Below are 16,891 nucleotides of genomic sequence, written 5' to 3' on the forward strand. Positions count from 1 at the left end.
GAATAGATAATTCATAAACAACCGATATAAAAAAACCCGGCATATAGCCGGGTTTTCGAAACCACATAAAACGTAATTAACGTTTTGAGAACTGTGGACGACGACGTGCTTTACGTAGACCAACTTTCTTACGTTCAACGCGACGAGCGTCACGAGTAACGTAGCCAGCTGCGCGTAGAGCAGGACGTAGAGACTCATCATATTCCATCAACGCACGAGTGATACCGTGACGAATAGCACCAGCCTGACCTGAAATACCGCCACCTTTTACAGTGATGTACAGATCAAGTTTGTCAGTCATCTCTACCAACTCAAGAGGTTGTTGAACAACCATACGAGCTGTAGGACGACCAAAGTACTCATCAAGGCTACGCTTGTTGATTACGATGTTACCGCTGCCTGGTTTAATAAAAACACGTGCAGCTGAGCTTTTGCGACGGCCAGTGCCGTAGTATTGATTCTCTGCCATTTCCGAAATCCCCAATTAGATGTCTAGTACTTTTGGTTGTTGAGCAGCATGGTTGTGCTCAGCGCCAGCGTAAACTTTCAGTTTACGGTACATAGCACGGCCTAGAGGACCACGTGGAAGCATACCTTTAACCGCTAGCTCGATAATCATCTCTGGTTTGTAGTCGATCAGCTTATCAAAAGTGATAGACTTGATGCCACCAGGGAACTCAGAGTGACGATAATAAGTCTTAGCTGCAGATTTATTACCTGTTACAGTCACTTTTTCTGCGTTAACAACGATGATGTAATCACCAGTATCAACGTGAGGCGTATATTCAGCTTTATGCTTGCCACGTAAGCGAGATGCAATTTCACTTGCCAGACGACCAAGAGTTTTACCCTCTGCGTCCACAACATACCAGTCGCGTTTTACAGTTTCTGGTTTAGCAACGAAAGTTTTCATGCTAATAATAACCCGTTATTTAAAATTTACACTTAAGGAGCAATTGCTCCCACTGTCTAGAGCCCAGTCATCACCCCTTCGAGTGGTTGGCACTCTCAGTCTGAATAGAAAAACAGACCTACAGTAACGGTGGGTCGCAGGATTATAGAGAAGTGAGAAAAAAAAATCATCTTTTTTCTGACAAAAATTGATTTTTTAAACCAATCAATTTAGAAGCTTGCTTAAGCAATTATGACAGGTGCTCTTTCAGCAAATATTCACGACTTTGCATCTCAATCAAACGAGAACGGCAACGCTGAAACTCAAATGATAACTGCCCACCTTGATATAAAGCATCCAAGGCGACCTCTGCTGAAATGATTAATTTAACATGACGCTCATAAAACTCGTCAACAAGGGCAATGAAACGCCGGGCAGCATCATCCAGCGTTGCGTTCATCAGCTTCACGTCGGCCAATAAAACAGTATGGTACAACCGAGACAATTCAATATAGTCATTCTGGCTTCTCATACTCTGACATAACTGTGCAAATGTAGCGAACAACACACCATTTGCTGCTTTTAATACTGGTATTTGCCGATGATTGACTTCAATACTAGATATGGCATTCGCATCATGGCTGATCAGTTGACGATAGTAACTCTCCAAACTGATTCGTGACTGTTCATCATTCGGGAAATGGTAAATTTCTGCCTGCTCGAGTGTTCTCAATCGATAGTCAACACCACTATCCACATTCATTACCAGGCAATGCTCTTTAATTAAGTCGATAGCCGGGAGGAAGCGTGCTCGTTGTAAACCATTTCGGTATAAATCATCTGGTGGAATATTCGAAGTGGCAACCAAAATGATATTGCGCGCAAAAAGCGCCTGAAAAAGAGTCCCCAAAATCATGGCATCCGTAATATCCGAGACAAAAAATTCGTCAAAACAGATAATCTCAGTTTCTGCGCGAAACTTATCCGCAACCATTTCAAGCGGGTCATTCACATGATGAAGCAACTTCAGTTCTTCATGAACACGGTACATAAAGCGGTGAAAATGCACTCTCATCTTTTTCTGAGTCGGGAGCGCATCATAAAAAGTATCCATCAGGTAAGTTTTCCCTCTGCCGACCCCACCCCAGAAATATAACCCTTTGGGGGGGACAGGACGCTGGACATTTTTTCTGAGTAAACGAGTCAATAACGAGCCTCGTTCAACTGGCTTTTCCAGATAGGTGAGGAATCGATGATACAGATCATCTAAAGCCTCCACCGCCGTTAACTGAGCGTCATCTTTCTGAAAATTATTGTCTTTCAAATCCTGATCGTAACGTTGCCTAGGTGTCATAAATATCGAGTAAAATAAGAAGAGAGGAAAGTGTGCAGCGCAACACATGCTTTTTGCTTTATCAGCCAAGGAAGTCATAGTACCATGTCCTTTGAGCATGTGTAACCTTTTGGTAAAAACATGTTAAATAACAACAATAAGGAGCGGTTATGCCTTGGATCTATACCATCATAGGTTTGCTGATTGGATGTGTCGTCGGTGTCGTGATCACTCGCCTGACAACCCCCCAATATAAAAACCAGAAGTCCGTACAAAAAGACTTGGATAATACGAAGTTTGAGCTGGAACAACAACGGCAAGAGCTGATGGATCATTTTGCCCAAACCGCAGAGATGCTGGACACAATCGGCAAAGATTATACGAAGCTCTACCAACATTTGGCGAAAACGTCATCAGAATTGATTCCGAATCTTCCTGAGCAAGATAATCCATTCATCAAAACTATCGCCAAACACCAAGAGGTTGAATCGCAAGAATCTCCAGATCAAAGCCAGCCGCCAAAAGACTACGCATTAGGTGCTTCAGGCCAGCTAAGAAATGAAGAAAAACCAATTATCCACTCGAAAGATATTATAAACGCGCAACCAAATTAAAATTTTTGTGAACTTTGCAAAGGTTTTTGAGTCTTAAAACACACTGACGCTGTTGAAACTTTTATATCAAGATATCAAATAGTTACAACAGGTGATTTCCATAGAGGAGTTTTAAGATGAAAAAACCTTTGCTTGCATTAGCAACCTTATCATTATGCATGAGTTCGATCATCACCCCGCTACCAGCAGCGGCCGCTCTGCCTATCGCCGTTAACGGAGAACAATTACCAAGCCTAGCACCAATGCTTGAGCATGTGACACCAGCCGTCGTTTCTATCGCTGTTGAAGGGACACAAGTATCTCATCAACGCCTGCCTGAACAATTCCGTTTCTTTTTTGGCCCGAATTTTCCAACTGAGCAACTTGAGAAACGTCCCTTTAAAGCACTTGGTTCAGGGGTCATTATTAATGCAGACAAAGGATACGTCGTCACCAACTACCATGTCATTAACGGTGCTGACAAAATCCGAGTAAAACTCTCTGACGGTCGTGAATATAAAGCCGAACTCGTCGGTGGCGACAAAATGTCAGATATCGCGCTGATTAAATTAGAAAAAGCGAAAAACCTCACGCAAATCAAACTATCCGATTCAGACAAAATCCGGGTTGGTGATTTTGCAGTTGCAATTGGTAACCCATTCGGTCTGGGACAGACCGTCACTTCAGGCATTATCTCTGCGTTAGGCCGAAGTGGACTGAATATTGAAAACTTCGAAAACTTCATCCAAACCGATGCTGCAATTAATAGCGGTAACTCGGGTGGCGCACTGGTGAACCTTAAAGGCGAGCTGATCGGGATTAACACTGCGATACTTGGCCCGAATGGTGGCAATGTAGGTATTGGTTTTGCTATTCCAGCCAACATGATGAAAAACCTGACGGATCAGATCCTCGAATATGGTGAAGTCAAACGCGGGATGCTTGGTGTCCAAGGTGGAGAAGTGACTTCAGAACTGGCACAAGCGATGGGGTACTCATCGAGTAAAGGGGCATTTATCAGTCAAGTCGTCCCGGATAGTGCCGCAGATAAAGCGGGATTAAAAGCAGGCGACATCATTGTCTCCGTCAATGGTAAAGATATTGATTCTTTCTCTGAACTGCGTGCGAAAGTGGCTACCCTCGGTGCAGGTAAGAAGGTGACACTCGGTATCCTCAGAGATGGAAAAGAACAAACGTTCAATGTCACGCTAGGCAAACAGAACGAGACTAAAACTCAGGCGAAAGCCCTGTATGAAGGACTCTCTGGTGCCGAGCTGTCTAACACAACTTCAAGTGACCCAATCCAAGGGGTCAAAGTGACCCATGTTGAAAAAGGCTCTCCGGCTGAAGGCTATCAACTTCAAGAAGGAGATATCATTATCGGTCTGAACAGACAGCGAGTGAAAAATATTGCTGAGTTGAGAAAGATTCTGGAAAAATCACCAAGTATTCTAGCCCTGAATATTCAACGTGATGATCGAACCATCTACCTCGTCATCCGTTAATTCCAGCGATTATTGGGCCTTTCTGATGAAAGGCCCATTTTCTATTGATTCAGAGAGTGCTATTCTTTCCACCCTATATACATGTTTGTAATGGTTCAGTGGATTGAAATATGATAGCTAACTTACTTCGTTCTGTTGGAATTGGTTTAGTGACTGCACTCGTCGTCATTATTTCTGTTCCTTCTTTGAGAAGCCATATTTTCCCCCCGGCAAAGAATCCACAACCAACCAATATCAACACGCTACAAATCACCTTCAATCAAGCAGTACGTAGAGCTGCACCAGCAGTCGTGAATATTTATAGTCGCAAGTATGCTGCCAATGATCGCTCAAAGTTATCAACACAAGGTTTGGGTTCTGGTGTCATTGTCAGTGAAAAAGGCTATATCATTACCAATTACCATGTTATTGCCCAGGCCGATCAAGTGATCGTTGCACTTCAGGACGGTCGGGTTGCAGCGGCACAACTGGTTGGTAAAGACCGTCGTTCAGATATTGCGGTCCTCCGAATTGAAGACTCGAATTTGCCTGTTATTCCTCAAAATCCAAACTATTCTCCTCAGGTTGGAGATGTCGTACTCGCGATTGGTAACCCCTATAACTTAGGCCAAACCACCACCTTCGGAATTATTTCAGCGACGGGACGTTCTTCAATCAGCATTGATGGTCGGCAGGCATTTATTCAGACTGATGCAGCAATCAACGAAGGTAACTCTGGCGGTGCTTTAGTCAATACCCAAGGTGAACTTGTCGGTATCAATACGGCTTCATTTCAGCAAGCAACGGATCTGGAAACTTACGGTATTTCTTTTGCCATCCCCTATAAGCTTGCCAATAAGATTATGGAAAAAATCATTGCTGACGGACGCGTGATTCGAGGGTATATAGGGATTGACGGACAAGATATCAGTTCAGTTGAATCTCGGCTTCTCGGCAATGAACATATCGGTGGGATCATTGTTCTCGGTGTCGATCCGAATGGCCCGGCCGCTTCAGCAGGCTTTAAACCCCAAGATATCATCATCAAAATTGATGGTAAAAAAATTAACGGACGCCAAAGCGTCATGGATTTAGTAACCGATTTACGTCCGGGGACAACCATTCATGTCGATGTCATCAGGAAAGGCAAGGAAATCACTATTCCGGTCACGGTTGCTGAAGATACTCGGGATTAATCCAATCCTCTTCCTCATATCATGAATAGAAGACATAAAAAACGGAGCCAGATGGCTCCGTTTTTTTGAGAACGCATGTCTGAGACAGCATTACTTCTTAGTAAGTTTCTCTTTAATACGAGCTGACTTACCAGAGCGTTCGCGTAGATAGTACAACTTGGCACGACGTACTGCACCACGACGCTTAACTTCAATACTGTCAACAGCTGGAGAGTGTGTTTGGAACGTACGCTCAACACCTTCACCGTTAGAAATTTTACGAACGGTAAATGCTGAGTGAAGACCACGGTTACGAACAGCGATTACAACGCCTTCAAATGCCTGTAAACGCTCACGCTCACCTTCTTTAACCTTGACTTGCACAACGACAGTGTCGCCTGGTGCAAATTTAGGTAGGTCTTGTTTCATTTGCTCTTGCTCAAGAGCTTTGATGATATTACTCATTGTTAATTTTCCTAGAATAAACTGATACTCAATTAATTGAAGTTACTTAGCTTGATATTCTTGAATGAATTCAACTAGTAACTGTTCCTGTTCGTCAGTCAGAGCTAGGTTTTCCAGGAGCTCCGGTCTTCTTAGCCAAGTACGGCCTAACGACTGTTTCAGTCGCCAACGACGAATGTCCCGATGATTCCCCGATTTCAATACAGCGGGAATTTCTTTCCCATCTAATATTTCCGGGCGCGTATAATGTGGACAATCCAGCAATCCATTAGCAAAAGAATCTTCTTCTGCTGATGCAAAATCCCCAAGAACACCGGGGACAAACCGAGCTGCTGCATCAATCATTGTCATTGCCGGCAATTCACCGCCAGTCATTACGAAGTCTCCGACAGACCACTCTTCATCAACTTCAGACTCAATAATACGCTCATCGACGCCTTCGTACCGACCACAGATTAAAATCAAATTTTCATCTGCTGCCAGTTCTTCAACCCCACATTGATCGAGTTTTCGTCCCTGTGGAGAAAGGTATATCACTTTCGTCTTTCCGGGAGCGGATGCTTTGGCTGCATGGATGGCGTCACGCAAAGGCTGTACCATCATGAGCATACCAGGCCCACCCCCATAGGGTTTATCGTCAACTGTACGATGTCTATCATGAGTAAAGTCTCTCGGATTCCAGACTTCAACTGATAGCAACCCTTTTTTTACCGCTTGACCTGTGACACCATAATCAGTCACAGAACGAAACATTTCAGGAAAAAGGCTAATAACGCCAACCCACATCATTTTCTCGCTCTGTACTCTGGCATCAGAATCCAGGATCCCAGTCAACTTCGATCCGTTGAGCGGAGCGATCAATATTCTTAATCACTTGCTCTTCAAGGAACGGAATTAAACGTTCCTTTTGTCCAAAAGCATCTTTTAGATTCGCTTTCACAACCAAAACATCATTTGAGCCGGTTTCCATGAGGTCAATGACCTCACCCAGGTGGTAACCACCTGTGGTGATCACCTGCATCCCAAATAATTCTCGCCAGTAGAACTCATCTTCTGACAGTTCAGGGAGTGACGCAGAGTCAACTGAAATCTCAAAATTGGTTAAAAGAAGGGAGTCTTCACGAACATCCAATCCTTCTAGCTTTACCACCATCCCTTTGTTATGGCGCTTCCAGCTTTCAACTTTGTACTCAATCCACTCTCCCTTACGGTTAATATACCAAGGGCTATAATCAAAAATACTTTCCGGATTGTCTGTGAAGGAAAAAACCTTAAGCCAACCGCGAATGCCGTAAGTTGATCCAAACTTACCAACAACAATTTTACTTTTCGGTTCACTCATTGTGCCTTGACCTTCCATCGACATTTACTAGTCATCTACAAATAGATTAAGCCGCTTTTTGAGCGTCTTTTACTAGTTTTGCTACACGATCAGACAGAGATGCACCTTGTCCAACCCAGTGGTTTACACGATCCAGATCAAGGCGAAGACCTTCTTCTTGACCAGATGCAGTAGGATTAAAGAAACCTACTTTCTCGATGAAACGACCAGTAGCAGCATTGCGGCTATCCGCAACTACAATTTGATAAAATGGACGCTTTTTAGCGCCGTGACGTGCCAAACGAATGGTTACCATATCGTCCTCTTTGCTTGCTTATATAATAAAATTAACCCCAAGAACTGTTTTTCAGAACAGTCGATTGGGGTCTCGTGCCAATTTAAAGCCCCCGAATTTTACTCTTATTCAGAGTCATTGCAAGGGCTTTAGCTATTTTTTAGCCATTGTGCGTCGACATGACGAAACCGCAGTAATTTACCGTCCGAATGGGTTAAAACCACCACCCATCATCCCCTGCATATTTCTCATCATGCCTTTCATGCCGCCTTTCTGCATTTTTTTCATCATTTTCTGCATTTGCGTAAACTGCTTCAGTAACCGGTTCACATCTTGAACCTGTGTTCCAGAACCAGCAGCGATTCGCTTCTTCCGAGAGCCCTTAATTACATCGGGATTCTGACGCTCTTTCATTGTCATCGAGCCGATAATCGCTTCCATCTGTTTGAACATCCGATCATCAACTTTATCTTTGATGCCGTCTTTCATGTTTGCCATTCCGGGAAGTTTATCCAGCATTCCCATCATGCCACCCATATTTTGCATCTGTCCCAGTTGCTCTCGGAAGTCTTCTAAATCAAAACCTTTTTTCTCTTTAAACTTTTGAGCAAGTTTCTGGGCTTTTTCCTGATCAACATTGCGTTGTAAATCTTCAATAAGAGAAAGAACATCCCCCATCCCCAAAATTCGTGACGCAACGCGATCTGGATGGAAGGGTTCTAAAGCATCGGTTTTCTCTCCGACCCCCAAGAACTTGATTGGCTTTCCCGTCACATGACGAACAGAGAGCGCGGCACCACCACGAGCATCCCCATCGACTTTAGTTAATACGACCCCCGTCAGAGGCAGTGCATCTCCAAAAGCCTTCGCGGTATTTGCAGCATCCTGACCTGTCATTGCATCGACAACAAACAGTGTCTCAACAGGATTAACCGCACGGTGAAGATCCTGGATTTCAGACATCATTTCTTCATCGATAGCCAAGCGACCAGCCGTATCGACGATGAGAACGTCGTAAAACTTTTTCCGTGCCTGATCAATTGCAGCTAAAGCAATATCAATCGGTTTCTGGTCTGCCGTTGAAGGAAAGAAGTCAACGCCAATATCAGTTGCCAGGGTTTCCAATTGTTTAATTGCAGCAGGACGATAAACGTCTGCGGAAACCACCAAGACTTTTTTCTTATCCCGCTCTTTGAGTAATTTCGACAACTTACCGACACTGGTTGTTTTACCCGCACCCTGTAAGCCTGCCATCAAAACGACAGCCGGTGGCTGAGCAGCAAGGTTCAGTGCTTCATTCGAAGCGCCCATCACCGCTTCAAGTTCAGCTTGTACAATCTTGATGAACTCCTGTCCCGGAGTGAGTGATTTGGAGACTTCAACGCCAACAGCGCCTTCTTTGACCCGATTGACAAATTCACGGATAACAGGAAGTGCGACATCAGCTTCAAGCAGAGCCATCCGCACTTCTCTCAGTGTTTCTTTGATGTTTTCTTCGGTCAAACGACCTTTACCACTGATATTTTTCAGCGTCTTGGACAAACGATCAGTTAGATTCTCAAACATACTGCATCTCTTCGCGGTGCTGTGAATTTCTATAAATTAGGTCCGAGTATACCTTAGCCAAAGCAGATAGTCATATCTGTTCAGTCATCGATATCACTTCTCTGACCTCGATATTCCAGCGAAATTGGCAATCTATTATTTCGGCTGTAAACGATTTGTTTTATGTCATTCAAAATTAAGTGGTCAACCGTGGCTCATTGACACATAGGCATGTATAATTCATCTTCTTTACACTCTTTTTTGATGAGATATATGGATAAATTTATCGCAATAGTTGCTTCGCTTTTTTACTGTCTCGCTATTGCAACCATCATTCCGGGACTGGTCAATCAAACGGGTATTAAAGCAAAAGCCGTATTGATTTTCGCTGCAGCTGCGCTGCTCTTACATGCGTGGTTACTTAGCGATTTGATCTTCCACCCGAACGGCCAGAATCTAAGCATCCTGAATGTTGGTTCTCTCATCAGTTTCATCATTGGCTTAGTGATGAGCGGTGCAATGCTCAGGACTCGGTTGTGGTTTATGCTGCCAGTGGTTTACTGTTTTGCAGCAATTAATTTGTCTGCGGCAGCAAGCCTTCCCGGAAATTTCATTACTCATATGGAAGACAACCTGCCGCTGTTGATCCATATTTTCCTTGCACTATTCTCTTATTCGACGCTGACAATTGGTGCACTGTATGCACTTCAATTAGCTTGGTTAGATCATAAACTGAAAACGAAAAAATCATTAGCGATTAACCCGAATCTCCCTCCTTTACTCCAAATAGAGAGACAACTGTTTCGTATCATTCTGATCGGTAATGTGCTGTTAACCGGCACCTTAATCACCGGCTTTGTCTTCATCGAAGAAATCTTTGCTCAAGGGAAAGCGCATAAAGGTATCTTGTCGGTCATTGCCTGGGTTGTGTATACCGTGCTGCTATGGGGCCATTATCAGAAAGGATGGCGAGGAAGAAAGGTGACCTGGTTTGCAATTGCCGGCGCCTTTATTTTGACTTTGGCTTACTTCGGCAGCCGTTTTGTCCGAGAATTCATCTTACATTAACTTGTTGAAATACTTTATGGATTGACACAAAAGCAGAGTTCAGCCATAAAGGTCACAACATCAATAAAGGAAGTTATTTATTTTGGACGACATATCAACTGGTGTCTTATTTACGCTACTTGCGTGTCTTATCATCATCTCAGGATATTTCTCCGGTTCAGAAACAGGCATGATGGCATTGAATCGCTATCGCCTGAAGCATCTGGCTAAAACAGGCCATAAAGGTGCAAAGCGTGTTGAAAAACTATTAAGCCGCCCAGACCGCCTGATCGGTCTGATTCTGATCGGCAATAACTTAGTCAATATTATCGCTTCCGCAATTGCGACGATTCTCGGCATGCGGCTGGGTGGAAACATGGGGGTTGCGATTGCAACCGGTATTTTGACATTGGTGATTCTGGTCTTTGCCGAGGTCACGCCAAAAACACTCGCCGCACTCCATCCAGAAAAAGTTTCTTATATCAGTAGTTTTCTGCTGACGATTCTCATGAAACTCCTGTCACCACTGGTGCTCTTCGTCAATCTCATCACCAACGGATTTATTAAGCTGTTGGGTGTCTCGGCACGACAAAATGGCGGTGATCATCTCAGTTCGGAAGAACTAAGAACCGTGGTTAATGAAGCGGGGGGGCTGATTCCGAAACGACATCAAGACATGCTGTTATCTATTCTCGATTTAGAGCACGTCACCGTAAACGATATTATGGTTCCTCGTAATGAGATTACCGGCATTAATATCAATGATGACTGGAAATCGATCGTCCGTCAGTTAACGCATTCCCCTCATGGTCGAGTGGTGCTCTATCGGGATAATATTGATGAAGTCGTGGGTATTTTAAAACTCAGAGACCCCTTCCGTCTGATGCTTGAGAAAAACGAGTTTAATAAAGAGATGTTACTTCGCGCCGCAGACGAGGTGTATTTCATTCCAGAATCAACACCACTCAATGTGCAGTTACTGAAGTTCCAGAGAAATAAAGAGCGGATTGGACTGATTGTTGATGAATATGGCGATATCAATGGCCTTGTCACGCTTGAAGATATTCTTGAAGAGATCGTGGGTGAGTTTACGACCTCGATTTCGCCAAGCCTTGCTGATGAAATAACACCGCAGAGTGATGGCAGTTTCCTCATCGAAGGCAGCGCCAACATTCGGGATATCAACAAAAGTCTGAAATGGAAACTACCAACCAACGGCCCAAGAACCTTAAACGGTTTAATTCTGGAACATTTGGAAGATATCCCTCAAACTCAACTCAGTATCAATGTTGCTCAACATGCGATGGAAATTATTGATATTGAAGAGAATCGAATTAAGCTCGTCAAAGTTTTTCCGGACAAAGCCAAAAAGTCATAACGCATTCTCAATAACAGCTCATGGGGATAGCTTGGGTTTCAGGTTTAGAACTAACTGGCACATCCACTAAAAGTAAAAAGCTTGGCATAAAGCCAAGCTTTTTTGTAAACATACATTGTCTGTGTGAACATGTATTGTCGTCAGCGACAATTAGTCTACTTTTAGTTCCTGAAGCATTGATTCTGGCAGCGCCAAATCATCATTCTGGTTCACGCTGATACCACTTGAAATGACAGCTTTAGCAATATCCTTCGCCTCATCCAAAGAGTGCATCGCTGCGGTTCCGCATTGATAGATGTTCAACTCTGGGATTTTGTTCTGGTCTTCAACCTTCTGCACATCTTGCATTGCAGCTAACCAAGCATCAGCGACTCGCTGCTCAGAAGGCACACCAATTAAGCTCATGTAGAAGCCAGTCCGGCATCCCATAGGGGAAATATCAATAATTTCAACACCGTTACCATTGAGATGAGCTCTCATAAAACCTGCAAATAAGTGTTCTAGTGTATGAATACCTTTCTCGGAAAGGATATCTTGATTTGGTACGGTAAAGCGTAAATCAAACACCGTAATCGTATCGCCTTTAGGGGTATTCATTTTTTTCGCAACACGGACGGCTGGGGCATGCATACGTGTATGATCCACCGTAAAACTATCTAATAATGGCATAATAATAATTCTCCATTTCGACTGATTCTAACAACCAGTATCAATTGTATCTTGTGAGTCGTACAACGTTATCTCAGATAAGCTTCACTAAACTTTGATGTTTAGAGCATGAGTCATGACAACGATAACCCGACCTCGGTATTCCCAATAATCATTCACATGCAGCCTGGGCCGGCTGTTCTTCCTGAGTATTTGAGTAAGAAAAATACTGCTGTAAAAATACATCAAAGTCACAACGATCATCTTGTTCAATCTGATCTTGTTCGACCATCGAGCGTGTGACTTCTTCTTCCATCAGTTTCTGCGAGTAATACTGATAATTATGTGCCAGATGATACTGACGATAAATATCACCAAGCGCCCTGCCTGTTTTTCCTAACCCACCAGACTGTTTAATCTGTTCCAAGAACTGTCCGGATAATGTACTTTCCGGCAGATCAATATAAGTCGATAACTGTTCGCAGGCATCCTGATAAGCATGATCACCCGCAGCTTGATCCATCCATTCAGCAACGAGTTTTAACTCACCGAAAACCCGCTTTGCCCAAGCTTGTAAAGTTAGCACTTCACCATGACACCCGATTTGAAGTTCCAATCCGGGTTTTCGTCCTTCCAGAATTACTTTTTGCCAGTTTTCTCTCCAGCAATTCAGCTCACAATCATCCATCGGTTCTGAATCCGATAATGCCGCCCAGGTCAGGAAAAGATCCAAGAAACGGATTTGGGTTTCAGTAATGCCTATCGGGCTAAATGGATTAACATCCAATGAACGAACTTCAATGTATTCAATACCTCGATTTGCCAATGCTTCAGAAGGCTTTTCGCCACTCTGGGTGACACGCTTAGGTCGAATCGGAGCATACAATTCGTTTTCGATTTGAAGCACATTACTATTCAGCTGATTGTACTCACCATTGACTTTCACACCGATCTGAGCAAATTCTTCCGATGGAGAATGAATTGCCTGACGAAGCCCATCAAGATATTGTTCGAGACTATTAAAACCGATTTTGAGAGTACTCTGAGCACTATTGGTATAACCCAAATCACTCAGTCGTAGCGAAGTCGCATGCGGCAGGTATAACGTCTCACCGATATTTTCAAAAGGCAGCGATGTTTCACGGCCTTTGATAAATGATGAACATAGTGCAGGCGATGCGCCAAACAGATAAGGGAGTAACCAGCCAAATCGGTAGTAATTTCGAATCACACCCAGATAAGCTTCTGACTTCGAAGCACAGCGTTCACTGTCAGATTGTGTACCGAATAAGGCATCCCAGAAGGATTCCGGAAAAGAGAAATTAAAGTGAACCCCGGAAATAATCTGCATCAGGCTGCCGTAACGATTCTTTAATCCCTGACGATACAGCGTTTTCATCTTACCGATGTTCGACGTTCCATATTTTGCGAGTTGAATATTCTCTTCATCACCGACATAACAAGGCATTGACATTGGCCATAGCCCCTCATCATCAATTGTGACCTGCGCAAAACGATGGATGTCGGATAGTTGCTGAACCAAAGTCGAAATATCCTGACTCACTGGTGTAATAAACTCAAGCAACTGTTCTGCAAAATCCGTTGTAATAAACTGGTTTGTTAATGCCGCGCCCAATGCTTCCGGGTGCGGTGTCTGAACTAACTGTCCATCCTTGGTGTATCGTAACGTCTCTCGCTCAACACCCCGATTAAAAGCGTTGACGATACCCGGTTGTTGAGCAACCAACTTTAGTCGTGTGGCAAAATTAGTCAAAATATTATTCGCTTCTTGTAAATTTGTCGTACCCAGTCAGAAAATCCCAGACACACCGACAAATCAGCTTCTCGTATAGTCTTTATGTGTACTCTAGTGGACGATTTCAAGATCTTCCATCGGGATTTTTAACTTTTCTAACTGCGGTTTTAGGGTCTTCATGTCACCCACAACAATAATCTGATAATCCTTCGGATTGAACCATTTTTTTGCCAGTTGATCCAATACATCTCGATCAACCGTCGCAACAATCTGATTTCTCTGCTGAAGATAATCATGGTCCAAACTATATGCCATAATACCATTGAGCAGTTGAGACTTTTGTGATGGCGTTTCATAAGATAATGCATCCTGCTGCCCAACAGCAAGGCGCATGAAATGCATCTCTTCTGGCGTCATCCCCGATTGACTGTAACGCTTCATTTCATGCTGCATTTCCCGAATCGCACTCACTGTTGCATCATTGCGAACCGAGGCACTATAGATGATGACACCAATTTCCCGGTTGCCTGCCAACGTGCTACTCACACCATAGGTATAACCTTTGTCCTCTCTCAGATTCTGGTTCATTCGGCTATTGAAGTTCCCTGCCAAATTAAAATTCGCCAGTTGTGTCAGGAATTGCTCTCCCGTCGCATCAAACGGTAATCCCTGACGGACATAACGAACAATACTCTGCAAAGCACCGGGCTTGTCAACAAGATAAATTTTTTGTCCATGCAGCTCAGGAACAATTTGGGGATCCAACAAGGGTGCATCATCACCTTTCCATGCCGATAAAGAAGCAACTGATTTGATTGCTTCTTGCTTGGAAATATCACCCACGACAGCAATCTGAGTACCATGAGGAGTATAGTGCTGATGATAAAAAGACTTCACGTCATCCAAAGTGAGTGCACCAAGCGACGTTTCAGTCCCCTCGCTGATGCGTGAAAACAACGAATCACCGAACAAGACTTGCTGAGTCGCCTGTGAAGCAAGCCAGCTCAACTTTTGATGTTGATAAATCGCACCTTGAATCATTTGATTTCGAATCCGCTTAAAGTCTGATACGGCAAACTTAGGCTGGAATAGCATCTCCTCAACAATTGCCATTGTTCGAGGCAGATTCTTACTCAAACTCGATATCGTAATACGTGTCGTATAAGTTTGAGTATCAACAGATATCACTGAGCCAAGCTTATCCAGTTCGGATTGTATTTGCTCGGCAGAGTGAGTCAGACTGCCTTCAGATAATAAAAGAGCCGTTAATTCAGCCAACCCCTCTTTTCCCTGAGGAACAAAGCGGTTTCCTGCCGGTAAATTAATACTCACCAAAACCGTCGGAGTCTCTGTTGTAACCGTCCCCATCAGCGCAATACCATTCTCATAATATGCGCTATAAAGTTTTGGCATGTGTAACCTGACAGGGCCAGATGTAGAAGGAATCACCGAGCGATCAAAAGAGTCGCTAACCGTTCGAAATGCCAAATCCTGATCATCGACATGATGAGGAGCAGCACTGATATGCTTTGGTGCGATAAAGTTCGCAGGTCTGACTGCCAGATTATTCTTTCCTCGAGGTACAACACTTAAAGTCACTTTATGATGATTAACAATAAATTGCCGTAACACACGCTGTACCGATGCAGAAGATACCATGTCCAGATCATCCAGTTCCTGCTGCAACCGATCGGGTTGCCCAAAGAATGTTTGGTTACTGGCTAACTGGGTGACCTTACCTTTAACACTTTCCAAGGCAAAAACGGCATTGGCTTTTGCCATCCCTTTAATCTCATCCAGACGTTCCTGCGCAACGCCCTGCTTTTCAAGCTTTCTGACGATATTGAGTAGTTTCTGAGATAATTGTTGTAAATCATGCTGCTTATCTGAGGGTGCCATCGCATAAACATAGAATGTACAGGCAAGCTCACCGCATCTCTGAAAAGCACCGGCACTTAACGCTTGCTGAGTTTTGACCAGTGACTGATAGAGTAAACTGTTATTTCCATCACCAAGCACTTGGGCCAGCACATCTAGCGAAGCTTGGCTTTTCGCCCCTTTATATTCTGTCGGCCAGCCGATAACAACCATCGGCTGCTGAATACGATCTTCCATTGTGACATATCGATCTGTCGATAACGTGACCGGGCGTTTTAAGGGCGCCTTCACCTCGGGTCCTTTAGGGATGGATCCAAAATATTTCTCGACCCAAGCAAGGGTCTGTTCAGGGTTGATATCACCCCCGATGGTCAAAACAGCATTATTCGGACCATACCAACGGAGAAAGAAGGCTTTTAAATCATTGACATCCACATTGTCTAAATCCTGGACATATCCAATCGGCTGCCATGAATAGGGATGATTCTGAGGAAACATTGCCTCCCCCATCTTTTCCCACATCAAGCCATAAGGACGATTGTCATAATTCTGAGCCCGTTCGTTTTTAACGGTATCACGCTGAATTTCGAATTTTCGCTGAGAGACCGCATCCAACAAAAAACCCATCCGGTCAGATTCAAGCCAAAGCACCTTTTCAAGCTGGTTAGCCGGCACCGTTTCATAATAATTAGTGCGATCCTGATTTGTAGATCCATTCAAAGAGCCACCGGCTTCGGTAATCAGCTTAAAATGTTGCTGATCCTTCACATGCTTTGAGCCTTGAAACATCATATGTTCAAAAAAATGAGCAAACCCGGTTCTCCCCTGCGACTCTCTGGCAGAACCAACATGGTAAGTGACATCGACATGTACTAATGGATCAGAGTGATCCGGAGACAAAATAACTGTCAGGCCATTGGCTAATTTATATTTAGAATACGGAATTTGGACTTGGCCGGGTTGAGGCAATTGCTTCTCAACCAACGTTACACCTTGAGGAAGAGCATCCGGATCACGGACGGAAGAACAACCAGAAAAAACAGCCAGGCAGAGAAGGCAAAGCAACAGCTTTCTCATTTCA

General features: G+C 43.9%; 16 protein-coding genes. 5 read left to right on the forward strand and 11 right to left on the reverse strand.

From position 1 onward, the window contains the following. Positions 1–76: 76 nt before the first annotated feature. From rpsI to zapE, 3 genes are all read right to left on the reverse strand, one after another. Entirely contained in the window at positions 77–469 is a 393-nt protein-coding gene (gene rpsI, locus BSQ33_RS05390; protein WP_038183163.1) for a 30S ribosomal protein S9, read from the reverse strand. 15 nt (positions 470–484) lie between these two features. Beyond that, on the reverse strand, positions 485–913 hold the full coding sequence (gene rplM, locus BSQ33_RS05395; RefSeq protein WP_088133563.1) for a 50S ribosomal protein L13: 429 nt from the start codon (positions 911–913) through the stop codon (positions 485–487). Positions 914–1,142: 229 nt separating this feature from the next. After that, positions 1,143–2,246 carry a cell division protein ZapE gene (zapE, locus tag BSQ33_RS05400; RefSeq protein ID WP_088134538.1) on the reverse strand — a complete coding sequence of 368 codons (1,104 nt, stop codon included), beginning with the start codon at positions 2,244–2,246 and terminating at the stop codon, positions 1,143–1,145. A 149-nt stretch (positions 2,247–2,395) separates the two neighbouring features. Between zapE and zapG the strand changes: the two genes are divergently transcribed. The 3 genes from zapG (at position 2,396) to degS (ending at position 5,498) form a co-directional block, all read left to right on the forward strand. Beyond that, on the forward strand, positions 2,396–2,839 hold the full coding sequence (gene zapG, locus BSQ33_RS05405; RefSeq protein ID WP_088133564.1) for a Z-ring associated protein ZapG: 444 nt from the start codon (positions 2,396–2,398) through the stop codon (positions 2,837–2,839). A gap of 116 nt (positions 2,840–2,955) precedes the next feature. Then, entirely contained in the window at positions 2,956–4,323 is a 1,368-nt protein-coding gene (locus BSQ33_RS05410; RefSeq protein ID WP_088133565.1) for a DegQ family serine endoprotease, read from the forward strand. 110 nt (positions 4,324–4,433) lie between these two features. After that, positions 4,434–5,498 carry an outer membrane-stress sensor serine endopeptidase DegS gene (gene degS / locus BSQ33_RS05415; RefSeq protein WP_072955940.1) on the forward strand — a complete coding sequence of 355 codons (1,065 nt, stop codon included), beginning with the start codon at positions 4,434–4,436 and terminating at the stop codon, positions 5,496–5,498. Between the two features lie 90 nt (positions 5,499–5,588). Here degS and rplS read toward each other — a convergent pair whose 3' ends face one another. From rplS to ffh, 5 genes are all read right to left on the reverse strand, one after another. Continuing rightward, positions 5,589–5,942 carry a 50S ribosomal protein L19 gene (gene rplS / locus BSQ33_RS05420; RefSeq protein ID WP_072955938.1) on the reverse strand — a complete coding sequence of 118 codons (354 nt, stop codon included), beginning with the start codon at positions 5,940–5,942 and terminating at the stop codon, positions 5,589–5,591. Positions 5,943–5,984: 42 nt separating this feature from the next. Next, positions 5,985–6,728, reverse strand: coding sequence for a tRNA (guanosine(37)-N1)-methyltransferase TrmD (trmD, locus tag BSQ33_RS05425; protein WP_088134539.1), 744 nt, complete (start codon positions 6,726–6,728; stop codon positions 5,985–5,987). A gap of 25 nt (positions 6,729–6,753) precedes the next feature. Next, positions 6,754–7,308, reverse strand: a complete 555-nt coding sequence (rimM, locus tag BSQ33_RS05430; RefSeq protein WP_072955936.1) for a ribosome maturation factor RimM — start codon at positions 7,306–7,308, stop codon at positions 6,754–6,756. A 22-nt stretch (positions 7,309–7,330) separates the two neighbouring features. Continuing rightward, positions 7,331–7,579 (reverse strand): 30S ribosomal protein S16, encoded by a 249-nt coding sequence (rpsP, locus tag BSQ33_RS05435; RefSeq protein ID WP_059121562.1) that lies wholly within the window; start codon positions 7,577–7,579, stop codon positions 7,331–7,333. 177 nt (positions 7,580–7,756) lie between these two features. Continuing rightward, on the reverse strand, positions 7,757–9,124 hold the full coding sequence (gene ffh / locus BSQ33_RS05440) for a signal recognition particle protein (protein ID WP_088133566.1): 1,368 nt from the start codon (positions 9,122–9,124) through the stop codon (positions 7,757–7,759). Positions 9,125–9,376: 252 nt separating this feature from the next. Between ffh and BSQ33_RS05445 the strand changes: the two genes are divergently transcribed. Then, positions 9,377–10,171, forward strand: coding sequence for a cytochrome C assembly family protein (locus BSQ33_RS05445; RefSeq protein WP_088133567.1), 795 nt, complete (start codon positions 9,377–9,379; stop codon positions 10,169–10,171). An 82-nt stretch (positions 10,172–10,253) separates the two neighbouring features. Then, entirely contained in the window at positions 10,254–11,528 is a 1,275-nt protein-coding gene (locus BSQ33_RS05450) for an HlyC/CorC family transporter (protein WP_072955930.1), read from the forward strand. 150 nt (positions 11,529–11,678) lie between these two features. On the opposite strand, the gene luxS is transcribed toward BSQ33_RS05450, so the two are convergent. The 3 genes from luxS to BSQ33_RS05465 form a co-directional block, all read right to left on the reverse strand. Next, positions 11,679–12,197 (reverse strand): S-ribosylhomocysteine lyase, encoded by a 519-nt coding sequence (luxS, locus tag BSQ33_RS05455; RefSeq protein ID WP_088133568.1) that lies wholly within the window; start codon positions 12,195–12,197, stop codon positions 11,679–11,681. A 151-nt stretch (positions 12,198–12,348) separates the two neighbouring features. Then, the gene (gshA, locus tag BSQ33_RS05460; RefSeq protein WP_088133569.1) at positions 12,349–13,950 is read right to left on the reverse strand and encodes a glutamate--cysteine ligase; all 1,602 of its coding nucleotides are present in this window, start codon (positions 13,948–13,950) and stop codon (positions 12,349–12,351) included. Between the two features lie 93 nt (positions 13,951–14,043). Continuing rightward, complete coding sequence (locus BSQ33_RS05465) at positions 14,044–16,887, reverse strand: M16 family metallopeptidase (protein WP_088133570.1); 2,844 nt, start codon at positions 16,885–16,887, stop codon at positions 14,044–14,046. Positions 16,888–16,891: the final 4 nt, after the last annotated feature.

Origin of the sequence: Vibrio gazogenes (genome assembly GCF_002196515.1) — a bacterium.
Classification (GTDB): domain Bacteria; phylum Pseudomonadota; class Gammaproteobacteria; order Enterobacterales; family Vibrionaceae; genus Vibrio; species Vibrio gazogenes_A.